Here is a 19,553-nt window from a genome sequence, read left to right as displayed (position 1 = left end):
CCGCAGTGAGTGACTGGCGCATCTACCGGGGAGCGGGCCTCCCGCACGACGGCGTGCGGCGGCTGCCCGACCCGCCGCCCTGGCGGGACTTCGCCGGTGCCGGTGCCGGCGACGGCGACGGAAACGGCGACGGGGGTGGCGACACCGCGCGCCGGCTCGGCGTCCGACGCCGCCTCGTGGAGAACCTGCACCCGCGGCCCGAGGAGGTCGAGGCGGTCAACGCCGCGCTCTACCTGCGCCGTCCGCTCCTGGTCACCGGAAACCCCGGCACCGGCAAGTCCACGCTCGCCCACGCCGTCGCCCACGAACTCGGGCTGGGGCGGGTGTTGCGCTGGCCCGTGGTCAGCCGCACCACGCTCCAGGACGGGCTCTACCACTACGACGCCATCGGCAGGCTCCAGGACGTCCAACTGGAGCGGGCCGTCGCGTCGGGAACCGTGGAGCGTCCGCCCATCGGCTCCTACATCCGCCTCGGCCCGCTGGGGACGGCCCTGCTGCCCTCCGCGGACGGGCTGCCACGGGCACTGCTCGTCGACGAACTGGACAAGAGCGACATCGACCTCCCCAACGACCTGCTCAACGTCCTGGAGGAGGGCGAGTTCACCATCCGGGAACTGGAGCGCGCCGCCGAGCGGGAACCGGAGGCACAGGTGCTCACCGACGACGGCACCACCGCGACCGTCCGCGGCGGCAGGGTGCGCTGCACCGTCTTCCCGTTCATCGTCCTGACCTCCAACGGCGAACGCGACTTCCCCGCGGCCCTGCTGCGCCGCTGCATCCAACTCGAACTCAAACCCCCCGGGGAGAAGCAGCTCGCCGCCATGGTGGCCGCCCACCTCGGCGAGGAGGCCCTCGCCGAGGGAGGCGAACTCGTCGAGCGCTTCCTGCGGCGGGAGCCGGGCCGGGTGGTCGCCACCGACCAACTGCTCAACGCCCTGTACCTCACGCAGCGCGCGGCCGGGGCCGAGCGGATCACCCTCAACCGGCTCGCCGAGATGCTGATGCGACCGCTGGACCGTCCGGGGTGATGGGCCGATGACGACCCCCGACCGGCGGCTGGCGGAACTCGTCGCGCGGCTGCGCGGCGTCGGGATGGATCCGACGGCGGAGGAGATCGCCGAGGCCGTGTGGTTGGCCCTCCGGCTCGTCCCCGCCACGGACGGCACCGGAGAGCCGCCGCGGGACCCGGACCCCGCGGCGGACCCACCGACCGCCCCGGCACCGCCCACCGGGGACCCCGCGCCCCACCTCCCCTCCGGCACCGGAGGGGGGACGTCCCCCGACACCGCGGAGCGGACCGGCGCCGTCTCGCTGTACGCCCCGGCCCGGCACGGCACCGGCCACGCCCATGCCTTCCCCGTGCGCGCCCCCTCGGCCAAGGCGGCGTCCGGAGTGCCGGCGCTCCAGCGCGCCCTGCGCCCGCTGCACGGCTACCGCCCACCGCCGCCCCACCCGCCCGGGAGGACGCTGGACGAGGAGGCCACCGCCGAACGCGTCGCGCGCGAGGGCGTGGTGCGGCCCGTCTTCCGCCCCGCCGCGCGGCAGGAGCGCGAGATCCGGCTGTTGATGGACGCCACGCCGACCACCTCGGTCTGGCAGTCCACCCTCGACCGGCTGCGGCAGGCCTGCGAGCAACTCGGGGTGTTCCGCGACGTCCGGGTGCACTACCTGCACCCGGCGCGGGACGGCACCCCCCTCATCGGCACCGGGCCGGATCCGGCGCACGCCCGGCCGCGCGCCGCCGACCGGTACCGCGACACCACCGGCCGCCGGCTGACCCTGGTCGTCAGCGACTGCGTCGGCCCGCTGTGGCAGTCCGGCGGCGCCCAGCGGCTGCTGCACCGCTGGTCGGCGGGGGCGCCGCTGGCCGTCGTCCAGCCGCTGCCGCCGAGGCTGTGGCGGCACACCGCGCTGCCCGCCGAACCCGGGGCGCTGGTCCGTGAGACCGGCGGCGCCGGCGGGGTGTCCCTCGGGTTCGTGCCCGACGGATACGGGCCCGTTCCCCCGCCGGGCGCGCGTTCCGTCCCCGTCCTGCCGCCGACCCCGCAGGCGCTGGGCAGTTGGGCGCGGCTGCTCGGCGCAGGCGGCCCGCACACGGTGCGCGGCGCGGCGGCCTGGGTGCTGCCCCACCACCCGGCCCGGCCCGTGTCTCCTCCCGACCCCGGCGCGCGCACCCCGGAGGCGAGGCTGCGCGCCTTCCGGGCCGGCGCCTCGCCCGGCGCCCTCGAACTGGCGGTGCACCTGGCGGCGGTGCCGCTGGTGCTGCCGGTCATCCGGCTGGTGCAGGAGACGATGCTGCCCCACACCGGGCCGACGGAGCTGGCCGAGGTGCTCCTCGGCGGCCTGCTGGAACGCCTGTCCGACCTGGAGCGGTCGCCGGGCCCGCGCTACGCCTTCGCGCCCGGTGTGCGGGAGCGCCTGCTGCCGATGCTGGACCGGGACGTGGCGGTGCTGCTGCTCAAACACGTCTCGGAGTACGTCGCCCAGCGCTTCGGCCAGGGGACGCGGAACTTCCCCGCGCTCGCCGTGGCCCGACTCACCGGCCGGGCCCCGCTGGAGGGGACGCCGATCGACGTCCCCGACCCCGACGGACCGTTCGGAGACGACGCCGGGGAGGCGGCGGAGCCGGGGGACGAACTGTTCGCCGAGGTGCCGGCCCGTGTGGTCCGCTGGTACCAGCCGGTGCGTCCCGTCCCCGACCTGCTGGACGAGGCGGAGCGCCTGCTGGTCCAGTGGCGGTCCCAGCGCGACCGGGAACCCCTGCGTCAGGCGCGGGCCCTGGCGGAGTCGGCCCTGGACGCCGGCGGCGGGGAGCGGGCACGGCTGCTGCTGGGCCGGACCCTGCGCGCCCTGGCCCAGTCCGGCGACCTCGGACGCGACCTCGACCACCACCGCCGACTGCTGCGCCGGGCGGTCGGACTGCTGACCGGGAGCGGCGTGGAGACGGCGCTGGAGCGCGCCGCCGCCCAGTACGGGCTGTGGCTGGTGGAACGGGACCCGGAGCGCCTGCTGGAGGCCGAGGAGACCCTGCGCGCCGTCACCGGGGAGGACGGTCCGCCCCCGCCGGAGATCGAACGGACCAGGCGGCTGCGGCTCGGCCGGGTGCTGCTCGAACTGGCCCGTGTGCGGGGCGGTGCGAGCCGGGAGGCCGCCGAGGCCGCCCGCGAGCTGCGGGCCGCCTGCGACCTGCTCGACGCCGCGGGCGCCGCCGGCGGGCGCCGCTGCGCCGCCCTCCTCGATCTCGTGGCCGCCCTGCGGCTGAACGGCGAGCGAGGCGGCGGTCTCCCGGACCTCCAAGAGCTCTTGGAGCTCCTGGACCGGGCCGAGGCGGCGGCGGACGGCGACGACGCACTGCTGCTGCGCTGCCTGCGCGCACGGGCCGCCGTCCACCACGACGCCGGCGACTGGGAGGCGGCCGACCGCGCCTACGCCGAGGCCGAGTCCCGGGCCGACCCCGACAGCCCGGAGCGCTGCGAACTGCTCCTGGAGTGGGGCGGGATGCTGCTGGACGAGGCCGGCCGGCCGGACCGCGCCGAGGGACTGCTGCGGGAGGCGCTCACCAACGCGCCCGACGACGCCTCCCTCCAGAGCCGGCTGCACCTCCTCCTGGGGCGCGCCCTGGTGGGGCGGTACCGACGCGAACGCTTCCTGCCCGACCTGTACGAGGGCTGCCACCTGCTGGAGCGGGCGGCCCGGAAGGCGCCCGAGGCCGCCTGGCGGGCCGAGGCGTGGCTCGCGCTCGGCGAGGCGCGGGCGGACTTCCCCGAACCGGCCTCGCGGGACGACTCCTCGCCGGCGGAGGCCGCCTGGAACGCCGCGCTGCGCGAGGCGCGCGAGGCGGCCGGCACACGCGCCTCGGCCACGGCCGCCCGTGCCCTGCGCGGACGGGGATTCCTCTACGAACGGCTGGGCCGTCCCCGTGCCGCGCTCGCCGACCACCGCGCGGCCGAGGCGGAGTGGCGGAGGCTGGCCGAGGAGGGCACCGAACCTCCCGAGGCCGAGGTCCGGGAGGTGCGCGCACGGGTGGCGGAAAGGGAAACCGAATGATCGGCGCCACGTATCGAACGGGTTTCCGTGTCAAGGCGCTCGGGAAAGAACACTGCTCCGACGGTGGCGCCTACGGGGGTGCGTCAGGGGAGGAGAAGACCGTGCCGCGACAGCGCGACCCAGCGTCCGCCGGGACGGCCCGGCGGCCTTCCTGCCCACCGCCGTTGCCCGACCTCACCGGCGTGGACCTGCGCACCCTGTCCATCCTGGACGACCCCGCCCTGACCGACGCGGTCGACCACGTGCTGCGCAACCCGGCGGACTTCACCGAGAGCTGGAGGGACGACGGGTCCGCGGGCGGGTAGGGGCGCGACCGCGCCGACCGCCCCGACCGTGCCACGGCACGGTGTGTGTATCGGCCATTCCACACGTCGGGACGACGGGGGAGACGGGGGAGGGGACAGGTGGGAGCCGTGCCGACCGCGTTCGTGGTGCCCTCGGTGACGGTGGCCCGCGTGGCCCGCACCCGCCCGGTGGCCGAGGACGGCGCGCTGCTGCGGGCCGTCCTCCACAGCCGCCGCCTGGTCCTGCTCAGAGCCCTGCTGGACCGGCTCTCCCACGCCGACACGCGGCCCGACGAGAAGGAGGCCGTCGCCGGGCACCGGCGGCTGCTCGAACAGGCCGACCGCCACCACCCCTCGGCCGTGCGGACGGCCCTGGGCCACCCCTTCGTCGGCGTCCACCTCGTGGCGGCGCTCAACGCCCCCGCCCACACGGGCCCCGACGAGTTGGCGGCGCACCTCGGCGCGGTCGCGGTCGCCGCCGCCCTCCACGCGCGGATCGGGTTCCGGACCACCGTGCGCACCCGGGACGGCCTGCTGGCGCTCCCCGGCGTCGGCGCGTACCGCGCGGGCACGCCGCGGGTGCGGCTGGTCGCCGGACCGCACAGCCTCCGACTGACCCCCGAGGGCCGGCGCACCGTCACGGTGTGGCCCCGCTCACGCACCGGGACGGCTCCGGCGGGCTGGTGGGAGCCGTGGGCCCTGCCGGGCGGCGGCGCCCGGCTGGAGGACGCCTGCCTGGACCGGGCCACGGCGGCGGCCGTCGGCCTGCCGGCGCCGCGCCCGCACCCGTGGGGGCCGCGCGCCCCGCGGCCGTGGCCGGCGCGCTGGCGGGCCGCGCTGACACTGCTGACCTCGGCCGACCCCCCGCGCGCGGCCGAGGTCGCCGCGCAGGTCCGTTCGCTGGTTCCGCTGCCCCCGGCGGCGGGGGAGGCGTCGAGCGCCACGCTGCGGGCGGCGCCCTGGGCGGTGTTCACCTTCCTCCCGGAGACCGCGTCGCGGATGGCGGAGGTGCTGGTCCACGAACTCCAGCACAGCAAGCTCGCGGTGCTCGGCGAGGCGGTCGCGCTCCACCGGTCCGGCGGCGGCGCCGTTCACCGGGTGCCCTGGCGTCGCGATCCCCGCCCGCTGGGAGGCGTGCTCCAGGGCGCGTTCGCACACCTCGCGCTCGCCGATCTGTGGCACCGGCTCGCCGAGCGTCCCGGTGCCACGCCCACCGCCCGGAAGGCGGCCCGCGTCCGCGGCGAGGACTACCGGGCACAGGTCGCCGAGGCACTGCCGATCCTGCGGGAATCGGACCGACTCACGCCCGCGGGAAGGGAGTTCGCGGCGGGACTGGAGCGACACCACGCGGAGTTGGGGCGGCACGGTGCCGCGCCGTCCCGGCCCGTTCCCCTGTGACCTTTCCATTACGTTCGGTAACATTCTTCCGCGTGGTCAAGAGGCGACGCGGGCCGGCAACGAGGGAGACGCGCGCATGGGCGCTCAGCGGCACCCCGCCGAGAGCGGTGCACCGGAGCGGGGAGCACAGCACATCCTGGTGGCCTTCCCCGGCCACCACCGATCGTGGGCCACCTGGATCGCCCACCGGCTGGAGGCCCACGGCCACCGCGTCACCCTCCACCGCTGGGACCCTCCCCGCGAGCAGCGACTGGAGCACGCGCTGGGCGACCTGCTGCTCGCCAGCGGACGGGTGCTCCTGGTGCTCGGCGACTGGTTCTTCCAGCTCGGTCCCCGCCCCGAAGGGGAGTGGAACGAGGTGCTGCGCGGCTTCGTCGCCGACAACGCCGAACGCTTCGCCGCCGTCAACCTGACCAGCCGCCCCCTGCTCCCCGCGACCGCCGTGCTGGAACCGGTCGACCTGTGGGACGTCGGCGAGGACGAGGCCGAGCGCAGGCTGCTGGCCCGGCTCTCCCTCACCCCCGCCACCCCCTGGCCGGCGGCGGTCGGCACCGGCTCCCGATACCCCAACGACCCGCCCGCCATCTGGGGCGAGGTGCCCCGCCGGAACAGGCGGTTCACCGGGCGCGACGATCTCCTCAACGAACTCCAGCAGCGGCTGATGGACTCGGCGCGGGGGACGGCCGCCTGCGCGCTCGTCGGCATGTCCGGCATCGGCAAGACGCAGCTCGCCGCCGAGTACGCGCACCGCTTCAGCTCCGACTACGACGTGGTGTGGTGGGTCAACTCCGACCAGCGCGGCACCCAGCGCGACCGGTTCGGCGAACTGGCCGTCGAGTTCGGACTGCACGTCGGTTCGGAGCCGGGCGGACGGATCAGGGCGGTCCGCGAGGCCCTGCGCCGTGGCGAGCCGCACGGACGCTGGCTGCTGGTCTTCGACGGCTGGGAGGACATCGAGGACGCCGCCCGAGTGCTCCCCCAGGGAGGCTCCGGCCACGTGCTGGTCACCGCCCGCAACCGCGGCTGGCGCGAGGTCATGGACGTCGTGGAGGTGCCCGCCTTCCGGCGGAACGAGTCCACCGGCTACCTGATGCGCCGGGCGCCGCACGTCTCCGCCGAGGAGGCCGACCAGGTCGCCGCCGAGTTCCAGGACCTGCCGCTGCAACTGGCACACGCCGCAGCCTGGTTGGGCGAGTCGCACATGGAGGTGTCCGAGTACCTGCGCAGGGTGCGCTCGGGCGAGCTCAGCCCCCTGGACCAGACGGCCGCGCCGGGGGAGTATCCACGCTCCCTGCTCACCTCGTGGTCGATGCTGATCAACAAGCTCCGCCAGTCCGAACCCCGGGCGGTGGAACTGCTGATGCTGTGCACCTCCTTCACCCCCGGCAGGATCCCGCTCGGCCTGGTCCGCGGCCTTCCCGAGAACGACCTGCCGGAACACCTCAGGTGGATCGCGGCCGACCTGCCCGACTGGCCCCGCGCGCTGGACTCCCTGGCCAACTACTCCATCCTCGTACGGGACTCGCGCAGCCTCTCCGTCTCCTCCGGCCCCGAGCCGAGGGACCAGCAGGAATCCGTGCTCATGCACCGCGTCGTGCACAACATCGTCAGCCGGCTCACCGCCGGCGAGGACCGCGACACCTACCGGGACGTGGTGCGCCGGGTGCTCGCCGCGGCCGACCCGGGCGATCCGATGGACAGCAGGCAGTGGCCCCGCTACGCGGAGCTGATGCCCCACCTGGAGACGTCGGGGGCGCTGGACGACACGGAACCCCGCACCCAGACCCTGGTCCTGAACTGCCTGCGGTACTGCTTCGCCAGCGGCGAGTACGGCGTCGGCGCCGACCTGGCCGAGCAGGTCCGCGAGCGGTGGACGGCGCTGCTGGCCCCGGACGATCAGGCGATGCTCAACCTGACGACCCAACAGGGCAACATCCTGCGCGCCGCCGGCCGGTTCCAGGAGGCCTACGAACTGGACCGCACGCGCCTGAAGCGGTTGCGCGCCGCGGCGGAGTCGGACGAGTTGGCGCTGGTGACGGCCTTTAGCTGTCTCGCCGCCGACCAGCGCTACCTGGGTCGGTACGCCGAGTCCCTGCGCATGCAGGAGGAAGTGGTCGAGAAGGCCCACCGGCTCCTCGGTCCCGAGGAGTGGGTCACGCTCAACGCCCAACACAACCTGGGAGTCTCGCTGCGGCTGATGGGCCGTTACCGCGAGGCGTACGAGATGGACCAGGACACCCTCGGCAAGCGCGAGGCCGTGCTGCGGGCCCGGCACCCCGCCACGCTCAACTCGGGCAACGCCTGCGTCCGCGACCTGCGGCTGATGGGCCGGTACCAGGAGGCGCTGGCACGGCAGGAGCGCGGAGTGCGGCTGCACGTCCAGGTCCTGGGCGAGCAGCATCCGCAGACCTTGTCCGCCCGGCACAGCCTCCTGATGTGCCGGCGCCGGGCGGGCGGCGGCCACCCGGACCTGGGAGCGGAGCTGGCCGAACTGCTGGAGCAGCGCGAGAGGGTCTCCGGCCGGGGCCACCACCACACGCTCGCCCTGATCACCGACTACGGCAACCACCTCCGCGAGTACGGGGACGTCTACCAGGCCCGCGATCTGATCGCCGAGGCCGAGGACGGCTACCGCGCGCTGGTCGGCCAGGCCCACCCGGTCCCCACCGCGATGCAGTCCAACGTCGGTCTGGTGATGCAGGCCGAGGGCGACCGGGCCGGGGCGCTCAACATGTTCGAGCAGGCGCTGATCGGGATGCGCACCCTGCTCGGCGACGACCACCCGGCCACCCTGGGGTGCGCGCTGAACACCACCGCCGGCCGGAGCTTCATCGGCCGGCTGGAGGAGGCCGCGGAGCTCGGCCGGGACACCCTGCGCCGCGCCCACCGGGTGCTGGGCGAGGACCATCCCCTCACCCTCTCCTGCATGGTCGCGCTCGCCTGGGACCTGCGCTCCCTGCGGGAGAGCGAGGAGGCGGGCAAGCTGGAGGAGGACGCCCTCCAGCGGCTGACCCGCACCCTGGGCGCGCAGCACCCCCACACCCTCTCCGCCCGCCGGCGGGCGCGGCCGTACTGGGACCACGAGCCCTACCTGGGCTGAGGGGGAAGGACGCAGACGGCGGGGCCCACCGTACGCACCGTACGGTGGGCCCCGCCGCTTCTGTCCGACGGACCGTCAACCGGTCCGACCGGCCGAGAGGTTCTCATCGGCCCCTCAGGGGTCGGCCCCTCAGAGGTCGAAGACCTCGTTGATGAGCTGCTGCTGCTCGGCCTGGTGACGCTTGGCCGAACCGACCGCCGGGGAGGAGGACGACGGGCGCGAGACCCGGCGCAGCCGGTACGCGCTCGGCGCCTTGCCGGCCCCGATGAACACGTCCAGGTGGTCCACCAGGTTGAGCGCGATGAACGGCCAGGCACCCTGGTTCGCCGGCTCCTCCTGGGCCCAGACGATCTTCGAGGCGTTGCCGTAGCGCGCCATCTCCTCCTGGATCTCCTTGCCGGGCAGCGGGTAGAGCCGCTCCAGCCGGATGATCGCGGTGTCGGTCACGCCCCGCTTCCTGCGCTCGGCGTCGAGGTCGTAGTAGATCTTGCCGGAGCAGAAGACGACCTTGTTGACCTGCGCCGGGTCGACCGAGGAGTCGCCGATGACCGGCCGGAAGCCGCCGGAGGTGAACTCCGACGCCTTGGAGGTCGCCGCCTTGAGCCGGAGCATCGACTTCGGGGTGAAGACGATCAGCGGCTTGTGGTGCGGGTTGTGGACCTGCCAGCGCAGCAGGTGGAAGTAGTTCGACGGCAGGGTCGGCATCGCGACCGTCATGCTGTTCTGCGCGCACAGTTGGAGGAAGCGCTCGATCCGGCCCGAGGAGTGGTCCGGTCCCTGGCCCTCGTAGCCGTGCGGCAGCAGCAGCGTGACGCCGGAGGTCTGGCCCCACTTCTGCTCGGCCGAGGAGATGAACTCGTCGACCACCGTCTGGGCGCCGTTGGCGAAGTCGCCGAACTGCGCCTCCCACATCACCAGCGCCTCGGGACGGGCCAGGGAGTAGCCGTACTCGAAGCCCATCGCCGCGTACTCGCTCAGCAGCGAGTCGTAGACGTTGAAGCGGGCCTGGTCCTCCGACAGGTACAGCAGCGGGGTGTAGTCCTCGCCGGTGTTCTGGTCGATGAGGACGGCGTGGCGCTGGCCGAAGGTGCCGCGGCGGGAGTCCTGTCCGGCGAGCCGGACGGGGATGCCCTCCATCAGCAGCGAGCCGATGGCCAGAGTCTCGCCCATGCCCCAGTCGATCTTGCCCTCCTCCACCATCGCCACGCGGCGCTGGAGCTGCGGCAGCAGCCTGGGGTGGACGGTGATCCGCTCGGGGATGTTGACCTGGGACTCGGCGATCCGCTTGAGGACCTCCTCGCCGACACCCGTCTCCACCGCCACCGGGAACTCCGGCTGCGGCGCCTCGGGCTCCATCGGGAGCGGGGTGGTGGTCGCCTCCCGGACCTCGGTGAAGACCTTCTCCAACTGGCCCTGGAAGTCCTGGAGCGCCTGCTCCGCCTCCTCCAGGGTGATGTCGCCCCGGCCGATCAGCGACTCGGTGTAGAGCTTGCGCACCGAGCGCTTCTTGTCGATCAGGTCGTACATCAGCGGCTGGGTGAAGGACGGGTTGTCCGTCTCGTTGTGGCCGCGACGGCGGTAGCAGATGAGGTCGATCACCACGTCCTTGTTGAACGCCTGGCGGAACTCGAAGGCCAGGCGCGCCACGCGGACGCAGGCCTCCGGGTCGTCGCCGTTGACGTGGAAGATCGGCGCCTCGATCATCCGCGCCACGTCGGTGGCGTACATCGAGGAGCGCGCCGACTCGGGAGGAGCGGTGAAGCCGACCTGGTTGTTGATGACCACGTGCACGGTGCCGCCGGTGCGGTAGCCGCGCAGTTGCGACATGTTGAGGGTCTCGGCCACCACGCCCTGGCCCGCGAAGGCCGCGTCGCCGTGGAGCAGGACGGGCAGGACGGTGAAGTCGGTGCCGCCCTTGCCGATGATGTCCTGCTTGGCGCGGGCCACGCCCTCCAGCACCGGGTCGACGGCCTCCAGGTGGGAGGGGTTGGCGGTCAGCGAGACCTTGATCTGGTCGCCGTCCAGGCCGGTGAAGGTGCCCTCGGCGCCCAGGTGGTACTTCACGTCGCCGGAGCCGTGCATCGACTTCGGATCGAGGTTGCCCTCGAACTCGCGGAAGATCTGGGCGTAGGACTTGCCCACGATGTTGGCCAGCACGTTCAGCCGGCCGCGGTGGGCCATGCCGATGACGACCTCGTCCAGCCGCGCCTCGGCGGCGGCGTCGAGCACCGCGTCCAGCAGCGGGATGACGGACTCGCCGCCCTCCAGCGAGAACCGCTTCTGGCCGACGTACTTGGTCTGGAGGAAGACCTCGAAGGCCTCGGCGGCGTTCAGCCGGCGCAGGATGCGCAACTGCTCGTCACGGTCGAACGAGGAGTGCGGACGCTCGACGCGGTCCTGGATCCACTTGCGCTGCTTGGGGTCCTGGATGTGCATGTACTCGATGCCGGTGGTGCGGCAGTACGAGTCGCGGAGCACGCCCAGGATGTCGCGCAGCTTCATCACCGACTTGCCGGCGAAGCCGCCGACCGCGAACTCCCGCTCCAGGTCCCACAGGGTGAGTCCGTGTTCGGTGATGTCGAGGTCGGGGTGCTTGCGCTGCTTGTACTCCAGCGGGTCGGTGTCGGCCATGACGTGGCCGCGGACCCGGTAGGAGTGGATCAGGTCGAAGACGCGGGCGGCCTTGGTGACGTCGTCGTCGTGGCTGGTGTCGATGTCCTTGAGCCAGCGGACCGGCTCGTAGGGGATGCGCAGCGCCTCGAAGATCTCGTCGTAGAAGCCGTCCTCGCCGAGCAGGAGCTGGTGGATGATCCGCAGGAACTCGCCGGAGGCGGCGCCCTGGATCACCCGGTGGTCGTACGTGCTGGTCAGCGTCATGACCTTGGAGATGCCCAGCTTGTTCAGGGTGTCCTGCGAGGTGCCCTGGAACTCGGCCGGGTACTCCATCGCGCCGACGCCCAGGATCACGCCCTGACCGGGCATCAGGCGCGGCACCGAGTGGACGGTGCCGATGCCGCCGGGGTTGGTCAACGAGGCGGTGACGCCGGAGAAGTCCTCCATCGTCAGCTTGCCCGCGCGGGCGCGGCGGACGATGTCCTCGTAGGCCTGCCAGAACTCGAAGAAGGTCAGCGTCTCGGCCTTCTTGATGGCGGCCACGACGAGCTGGCGGTCGCCGCCCCGCTTCACCAGGTCGATGGCCAGACCGAGGTTGACGTGGTCCGGCTTGACGAGGGTCGGCTTGCCGTCCTTCTCGGTGTACGAGTGGTTCATCGACGGCATCGCCTTGAGCGCCTTCACCATGGCGTAGCCGATCAGGTGCGTGAAGGACACCTTGCCGCCGCGGGCGCGCTTGAGGTGGTTGTTGATGACGATGCGGTTGTCGATCAACAGCTTCACCGGGACCGCGCGCACCGAGGTGGCGGTGGGCAGCTCCAGCGAGGCGTTCATGTTGCGGGCGACCGCGGCGGACGGACCGCGCAGCGGCACGTACTCCGGCCCGGCCTCCTGCCCCTGCTCGGGCTTGGCCTGGGCCTTGCCGGCCGGCTCACGCTTCTCCGGCTCGGCCTGTGCCGCGGGCTTGGCGGCGGGCTCGGCGGGCTTCTTCTCCGGAGCCGGAGCCGGGGCCGGAGCCGGGGCGGAAGCCGCCGGCGCGGCGGGGGGCGCGGACCGTGCCGGGGTCTGCTGAGCCTGGGGTGGCCGGGGAGCTTGAGGCTGGGCCGGAGGCTTCGAGGCAGTGGGGGCCGCGGCTCCTCCGGCGGCCTGTCCCGGCTTGTAGTCGGCGAAGAAGTCCCACCAGGCCCGGTCGACCGAGTTCGGGTCCTGGAGGTACTGCTGGTAGATCTCGTCGACGAGCCACTCGTTGGCACCGAAGCCGGCGGCGGGAGTCTTTCCCTGTCCGTCCTGCTCGGTGGTAGGGGAGCTCGAAGTCTTGGGGGCCTGTGGCGACACGGCGGCAACCGCCCTCTTCCGCTTACCTGTGTTGGTGGACAGCAGAAATAAAGGCTACGCCCCTTGCGCCGTTCGGTGGAGTCGGCATGGGGTTGGCGTCGCCTAAGTCACATCCTGCGACATGTTTCGGCGTGTTCCGTGGTGGGAAACACACTCGGTTCTGCGGTTTCAGGGATGGAGAGGCCCGCGGAGCGGGTGTCCCACCCGATCCGCCGTGGCCTGTCCCTTGGGAAGCCTACGTCAACTCCGGTCTTGACGTATCACCTGGAAGTGTGACAAGGATCCGGCAACCGCGTGGGGATTCGGCCACCCTGATCCGCCCGCCGTGGAGGTCCACCGCCCAGCGCGCGATGGCCAGTCCCAGCCCCGTGCCACCGTCGCCGCTCTTGGCCGAGGCCGAGCGGTCGAAGCGTTCGAAGACCCGCTCGCGGTCCGCCTCGGGGATGCCCGGACCCTCGTCCAGGACCTCCAGCTCCAGGCTCAGCGGAGCCCGTCCGGGCCGCGCGCGCACGGTCACCCGGCCATGGGGAGGGCTGTGCTTGACGGCGTTGTCGATGAGGTTGGCGACCACCTGGTGCAGTCGCTCGGTGTCGGCGTGGGCGACCAGGCCCGAGGGGGAGACGTCCAGGTGCAGGTGGACGTCCGTGCGGGAGTGCCCCTGGCCCTTGGTCATGTTGGCCTCCTTGAGCACCCCCGACAGGTACGGCCACACCTCGAAGCGCCGGGTGTGCAGCGGCACCACGCCGTTGTCGAGCCGGGACAGGTCCAGCAGGTGCTCCACGAGGCGGCCCAGCCGCTCGGTCTGCCTCAGCGCGGTGTCCATGGTCACCGGGTCGGCCTCCGAGACCCCGTCGACCACGTTCTCCAGCACCGCGCGCAGCGCCGCGATCGGGGTGCGCAACTCGTGGGAGACGTTGGCCACCAGCTCCTTGCGGTGCCGGTCGGCGGACTCCAGGTCGGCGGCCATGCGGTTGAAGGTGTCGGCCAGCTCGCCCAGTTCGTCCCGGCGTTCGACGCGGACCCGCCGGCTGTAGTCGCCGCGGGCCATCGAGCGGGCCGCGTCCGTCATCTCGTCCAGCGGCTCGGCCAGGCCGTGCGCCACGAACTGGGTGACCACCAGCGAGGCGATCACCGCGAGCAGGGCGATCACCCGCAGCTCGATCGCCGAGTAGAACGCGACGATGGTCAGCACCGTGGTGATCGCCACGGTGACGATCACCAGCGCGCCCAGCGCGGCCTTGACCGAGCGTCTGGGGTCCACGGGCCGCAGGCCCTCCCAGAACCGACCCCACAGGGACCGCAGGCGGCTCGGGTCCGTCTTGCGCACGCCCGGCCCGCTCAGGCCCAGTCGGAGGCCGGCGCGGGGGCCTCCAGGGCGTAACCGACACCGTGGACGGTGCGTATCCGCTCCGCGCCTATCTTCCGGCGCAGTGCCTTGATGTGGCTGTCGACCGTGCGCGTGCCCGAGGCGTCCGCCCAGTCCCACACCTCGGCCAGGAGCTGCTCGCGCGAGAGCACCGCGCGCGGCGAGTTGGCCAGGCAGACCAGCAGGTCGAACTCGGTCGGGGTGAGGTGGACGTCCCGGCCCGAGACCCGCACCCGACGCTGGGCGTGGTCGATCTCCAGCTCGCCCAGCCGCAGGGTGCCCGAGCGCGGCGAGGTCGCGGCGAGCGTGGCCCGCTCGACGCGGCGCAGCAGCACGTGGACCCGGGCGACCAGTTCCCGCATGGAGAAGGGCTTGGTCATGTAGTCGTCCGCGCCGACCCCGAGGCCGACCAGCATGTCGGTCTCGTCGTCGCGGGCGGTGAGCATCAGCACCGGCACCGGCCGCTGGGCCTGCACCCGGCGGCACACCTCCAGGCCGTCGAAGCCCGGCAGCATCACGTCCAGCACCAGCAGGTCGGGCTGCCACGCCTCGGCCGCCTCCACCGCGGCCGGGCCGTCCCCGGCCGTCCTGACCTGGAAGCCCTCGGCGCGCAACCGCGCCGCGAGCGCCTCGGTGATCGTCGGGTCGTCCTCCACGACCAGAACCCTGCGCTGGGCACCCGGGGTGGCCGCCGTGGGGGTGCCGCTGCCGTGCGTCTGCGTCGTGTTCCTGTGGTCCATGCGCGCCTCAGCCCTGCTGTTCGGTTTCTGGGAGCAGCGTAGAGGGCCGCCGTGAGGCGCGCTACGCCGGTCGGGTGGCGAGGTGGACCACGTCCGGGACGCCTCGGGCGACGGGTATCTCTTCGGTGCGCACCCGGACGAAACCGGCATCGCGCAGGGCGTCCTCGAACGCCGGGGACGGTTGCGCGGACCACACGGCGAGCACCCCGCCCGGGGTGAGCCGTCGGGCGCAGGCGGCGAGTCCGGCGGGGGAGTAGAGCGAGTCGTTGTCCTCGGTGACGGTCCAGTCGGGGCCGTTGTCGACGTCCAGGCACAGCGCGTCGTAGGGCTCGTCGTCCGCCGCCAGGTGCGCCGCCAGGTCGGCGTGGAGGATCTCCACGCGCGGGTCGGCCGACGCCCCGGCGGAGACGGCGGCCAGCGGTCCGTCGCGGTGCCAGTCGATGACGGCCTCCTCCCGCTCGACCACGGTGATCCGTCCCCAGCGCGGCTCGTCCACCGCCTCGGCGAGGGAGAAACCGACGCCGAGCCCGCCGATCAGCACACCGGGCGCGGGGCGGACGCCGGAGGCGTCCAGCTCCTCCAGCGCGGCGCGGACCAGCAGCCGCTCGGAGCGGCCGTCGGAGGTGTCCATCAGGAAGCAGCCGTTGGCGATGATCTGGAGCAGCTTCCCGTGTCGCCGCAGCACCACCTCGCCGTGGGGACCCTCGCGGCGGTCCAGGACCCGGGGGAGTTCCGCTGTCTCGTGGAGGAACGACATGCGCCCATCCTGCCGGTGACGTGGGAGGAAGGGAAACGAGGGGCGTCGGGGGCGCCGGAGGGCGCTGCCGGCGTCCGGTGCGCCCGGTGCGCCCGGTGCGGCGGATGTGTCGAACGGGGCGATCGCTCAGGGCGAACGTGTGCGCGGGAACACACGCCCGCGGCCGGGCATTGACAAGACATTGAGTCCTCTTAGCTCAATTTGCCTGCCGAGGGAGAGATCATGGCTCTGTCGCCCACAACGCTCACCCTGCCCGTGCTGCCGCTGGACAACGAGGTGGTGCTGCCCGGCATGGTGGTGCCGCTGGACCTGTCCGACTCCGAGGTGCGGGCCGCGGTGGAGGCCGCCCAGTCCGCCCTGGGGAGGGACGGCGAGAGCGCGGCGGCGGGAACGACTGGAACGACGGGAACGACGGGAAACGGTGAGCGTCCGGAGAAGACCCCCGAGAAGGGGGCGAAGCCGCGGGTGCTGCTGGTGCCGCGCGTGGACGGCACCTACGCGGGCATCGGCGTGCTCGGCCGGGTGGAACAGGTCGGACGGCTCGCCGACGGCGATCCCGGAGCGCTGATCCGCGGCCTGAGCCGGGTGCGGATCGGCGCCGGCACCACCGGGCCGGGCGCCGCGCTGTGGGTGGAGGGCACCGAGATCGAGGAGGTCCCCGGCGGCCCCGACGGCCCGGCCCCCGCCCCCGGCGCGGTCGCCGAGCTGGTCAGGGAGTACAAGGCGCTGGCCACCACCTGGCTGCGCAAGCGCGGCGCCTGGCAGGTCGTGGACCGCGTCCAGCAGATCGACGACGCCGGGCAGCTCGCCGACAACTCCGGTTACAGCCCGTTCCTGGGCACCGAGCAGCGGGTGAGGCTGCTGGAGACCCTCGACCCGGTGGAGCGGCTGAGACTGGCGACGGGCTGGCTCAGGGACCACCTCGCCGAGCAGGACGTCGCCGAGGCCATCGCCAAGGACGTCCAGGAGGGCGTGGACAAGCAGCAGCGCGAGTTCCTGCTCCGCCGCCAACTGGAGGCCGTCCGCAAGGAGTTGGCCGAGCTGAACGGCGAGAGCGGCGACGAGAGCGACGACTACCGGGCCCGGGTGGAGGCCGCGAACCTCCCCGGGAAGGTCCGCGAGGCCGCGCTCAAGGAGGTCGACCGGCTGGAGCGCGCCTCCGACCAGAGCCCGGAGAGCGGCTGGATCCGCACCTGGCTGGACACCGTCCTGGAGATGCCCTGGAACGAGCGGACCGAGGACGCCTACGACATCGCCGGCGCGCGCGCCGTCCTGGACGCCGACCACGCCGGGCTGGAGGAGGTCAAGGAGCGCATCGTCGAGTACCTGGCCGTCCGCAAGCGCCGCGCCGAGCGGGGGACGGCCCCGTCGGGCCGGGACGGCGACGCCGGGGAGCGGGCCGGCGGACGGCGGGCCGGCGGCGCGGTGCTCGCCCTGGTCGGCCCGCCCGGCGTCGGCAAGACCTCCCTCGGGGAGAGCGTGGCCCGCGCCATGGGGCGGAGGTTCGCGCGGGTGGCGCTCGGCGGCGTCCGCGACGAGGCCGAGATCCGCGGCCACCGGCGCACCTACGTCGGCGCGCTGCCGGGGCGGATCGTGCGGGCGGTCAAGGAGGCCGGCTCGATGAACCCGGTCGTCCTCCTCGACGAGATCGACAAGGTGGGCAGCGACTTCCGGGGCGACCCGGCCGCCGCCCTGCTGGAGGTCCTCGACCCCGCCCAGAACCACACCTTCCGGGACCACTACCTGGAGGTGGAGCTCGACCTGTCCGACGTCGTCTTCCTCGCCACCGCCAACGTCCTGGAGGCCATCCCGCAGCCGCTGCTGGACCGCATGGAGCTGGTGCGGCTCGACGGCTACACCGAGGACGAGAAGGTCGTCATCGCCCGCGACCACCTGGTGCCCCGCCAGCGGGAACTCGCCGGGTTGACGGCGGACGAGGTGACGATCGAGGAGGCCGCGCTGCGCAAGCTGGCGGGGGAGTACACCCGCGAGGCCGGCGTGCGCGACCTGGAGCGGTCCGTCGCCCGGGTGCTGCGCAAGGTCGCCACCCGGCACGAGCTGGGGGAGCGCGACCTGCCGTACGCCGTCGGCGTGGACGACCTGCGCCCGCTGATCGGCCGCCCGCACCACACCCCCGAGTCCGCCCAGGACCCCTCCGAGCGGCGCACGGCGGTGCCGGGCGTGGCCACCGGACTGGCGGTCACCGGCGCGGGCGGCGACGTGCTGTACGTCGAGGCGTCGCTGGCGGACCCGGAGACGGGCGGCTCGGGGCTGACGCTGACCGGGCAGCTCGGCGACGTGATGAAGGAGTCCGCGCACATCGCGCTCTCCTACCTGCGCTCGCGCGGCGCCGAACTGGAGCTGCCGGTCGGCGACCTGAAGGAGCGCGGCGTCCACCTGCACGTGCCGGCGGGCGCGGTGCCCAAGGACGGCCCGAGCGCGGGCATCACCATGACCACCGCGCTGGCCTCGCTGCTGTCGGGCCGTCAGGTCCGCCCGGACGTGGCGATGACCGGCGAGGTCTCGCTGACCGGACGGGTGCTGCCGATCGGCGGGGTGAAGCAGAAGCTGCTGGCCGCGCACCGGGCGGGGATCACCACGGTGATCATCCCCAAGCGGAACGAGCCGGATCTGGACGACGTGCCCGAGGAGGTGCTGCGGAAGCTGGACGTGCGCCCGGTCTCCGACGTCCGCCAGGTCCTGGAGCTGGCCCTGACCCCGGCCGAGGCGGAGCTGCCCGTCGCGGCCTGAGCGCCGTGCCGATCCGTCGCCGGCGGCCCCGCACCCCGTGGGGCCGCCGGCCGTCGGGGACGGTCAGAACTCCACCAGCACCGCCGTCGCGTCGTCGTGGACCTTGCCGCGCGGGAAGGTCGCCCCGTCGCGGTCGGCGGACTCGGCGGCGCGCACCCGCGCGACGAGCGACCGCGGTCCCTCCGCGCGGAGCACCGCCATCAGCGCGGCCCAGTCGCCCAGGCGGAAGATCTCCGTCCAGCGGCCGGCGCCGTCGCTCAGCGCGGCCAGCGCGCGCACCTCCTCCCGCGGCACGGTGCCGGTCACGGCGCGGTGGGCCACCGAGGGGTCGGCGGCGGCCGTGAAGAAGCCGCCCTCCGCGTTGCGCAGACCCTCCAGGTACGCGACACGCTCCACCGGCGGCAGTGCCCGCGCGGCGGGCCACAGCCGGTCCAGTCGGGGGTCGAGCACGGGGGTCACCGAGCCGTCCGTGCCCTCCACCAGCAGCGCGGAGTCGGAGAGCACCAGGTACTCGACGGCCGACTCGTCCCAGCGCGCCAGCACCACGGTCGCCTGCGGGGTGCGGGCGTGAGAAAGGTCACAGCGCGGACCGTGTGCGCGGGCCGTCCGCTCGATGGCCTCCGCGAGGCACTGGGACGGTGTCAGATCCCTTCGCGAACCGGACAGTTCGAGCAGCGCTCCGCCGAGCCGGGTCACGTACCAGGGCACGTCGTGCTCGCAGCCGACGTCCTCCGGGGGCGGGGTCACCCCGTCCAGCACCACCAGCGCCCCACCGCGCCCCGCCGCAGGTAGGGCTACCGAGGCGTAGTCCTCGTTGGGGACGCGCGGGCTGCCGGGCTCGCTCGCCATCTCGATCCGCATGCCCGTCAGTCTGCCGGAGGGAGGACGCGGGACGGCGGAGGGAGTCGAACGCGGACGCGCCGCCGCAGTGGTCCGCGGCCCCGCGCGAGATCCACCGGAATGGGAGCTTCCGCGAAAAGACGGACGGGCATCCTGCCAAAACCCCCGTGGAATTTCCATCCCTTGCCCGGCGTGTGGTCAAATCCCCGTCAGAACCGAAGTTGTTCGGCAACTCCCTGGTGATGTTCACTCCTTCGAGTGGCCCGGCACAGGGAACCGCTCCACCCCCACGGCGGCGCTGAAAAGGTCGGTCGCCGCAGGT

The 19,553-nt window shown here is 73.5% G+C and carries 11 protein-coding genes; 6 read left to right on the top strand and 5 right to left on the bottom strand.

The window, feature by feature from the left end; all coding sequences use genetic code 11:
* The first annotated feature begins 5 nt into the window (after positions 1 to 5).
* From IF47_RS0101090 to fxsT, 5 genes are all read left to right on the top strand, one after another.
* Entirely contained in the window at positions 6 to 1,028 is a 1,023-nt protein-coding gene (locus tag IF47_RS0101090) for an AAA family ATPase (protein ID WP_031505948.1), read from the top strand.
* Between the two features lie 7 nt (positions 1,029 to 1,035).
* Positions 1,036 to 4,047, top strand: coding sequence for a tetratricopeptide repeat protein (locus IF47_RS0101085; protein WP_051716748.1), 3,012 nt, complete (start codon positions 1,036 to 1,038; stop codon positions 4,045 to 4,047).
* A gap of 101 nt (positions 4,048 to 4,148) precedes the next feature.
* Complete coding sequence (locus tag IF47_RS30540) at positions 4,149 to 4,352, top strand: hypothetical protein (RefSeq protein WP_157839905.1); 204 nt, start codon at positions 4,149 to 4,151, stop codon at positions 4,350 to 4,352.
* A 108-nt stretch (positions 4,353 to 4,460) separates the two neighbouring features.
* Positions 4,461 to 5,729 carry an aKG-HExxH-type peptide beta-hydroxylase gene (locus IF47_RS0101075; protein WP_157839904.1) on the top strand — a complete coding sequence of 423 codons (1,269 nt, stop codon included), beginning with the start codon at positions 4,461 to 4,463 and terminating at the stop codon, positions 5,727 to 5,729.
* Positions 5,730 to 5,805: 76 nt separating this feature from the next.
* Complete coding sequence (gene fxsT, locus IF47_RS0101070) at positions 5,806 to 8,829, top strand: FxSxx-COOH system tetratricopeptide repeat protein (protein ID WP_031505945.1); 3,024 nt, start codon at positions 5,806 to 5,808, stop codon at positions 8,827 to 8,829.
* 129 nt (positions 8,830 to 8,958) lie between these two features.
* On the opposite strand, the gene IF47_RS0101065 is transcribed toward fxsT, so the two are convergent.
* The 4 genes from IF47_RS0101065 to IF47_RS0101050 form a co-directional block, all read right to left on the bottom strand.
* Entirely contained in the window at positions 8,959 to 12,777 is a 3,819-nt protein-coding gene (locus IF47_RS0101065) for a multifunctional oxoglutarate decarboxylase/oxoglutarate dehydrogenase thiamine pyrophosphate-binding subunit/dihydrolipoyllysine-residue succinyltransferase subunit (protein ID WP_031505944.1), read from the bottom strand.
* A gap of 235 nt (positions 12,778 to 13,012) precedes the next feature.
* Complete coding sequence (locus IF47_RS0101060; protein ID WP_037731679.1) at positions 13,013 to 14,104, bottom strand: HAMP domain-containing sensor histidine kinase; 1,092 nt, start codon at positions 14,102 to 14,104, stop codon at positions 13,013 to 13,015.
* A gap of 11 nt (positions 14,105 to 14,115) precedes the next feature.
* Entirely contained in the window at positions 14,116 to 14,883 is a 768-nt protein-coding gene (locus IF47_RS0101055; RefSeq protein ID WP_031505941.1) for a response regulator transcription factor, read from the bottom strand.
* Between the two features lie 61 nt (positions 14,884 to 14,944).
* A complete protein-coding gene (locus tag IF47_RS0101050) occupies positions 14,945 to 15,640 on the bottom strand; it encodes a spermidine synthase family protein (protein WP_031505939.1) in 696 nt (231 codons plus the stop codon).
* A 222-nt stretch (positions 15,641 to 15,862) separates the two neighbouring features.
* Between IF47_RS0101050 and lon the strand changes: the two genes are divergently transcribed.
* The gene (lon, locus tag IF47_RS0101045; protein WP_031505937.1) at positions 15,863 to 18,391 is read left to right on the top strand and encodes an endopeptidase La; all 2,529 of its coding nucleotides are present in this window, start codon (positions 15,863 to 15,865) and stop codon (positions 18,389 to 18,391) included.
* 63 nt (positions 18,392 to 18,454) lie between these two features.
* On the opposite strand, the gene IF47_RS0101040 is transcribed toward lon, so the two are convergent.
* On the bottom strand, positions 18,455 to 19,252 hold the full coding sequence (locus IF47_RS0101040; RefSeq protein ID WP_031505936.1) for a protein phosphatase 2C domain-containing protein: 798 nt from the start codon (positions 19,250 to 19,252) through the stop codon (positions 18,455 to 18,457).
* Between the last annotated feature and the right edge of the window lie 301 nt (positions 19,253 to 19,553).

The sequence above is a fragment of the Streptomyces megasporus genome, from assembly GCF_000718985.1.
Taxonomy (GTDB): domain Bacteria; phylum Actinomycetota; class Actinomycetes; order Streptomycetales; family Streptomycetaceae; genus Streptomyces; species Streptomyces megasporus.
This window is presented reverse-complemented; position numbering and strand designations above follow the sequence as displayed.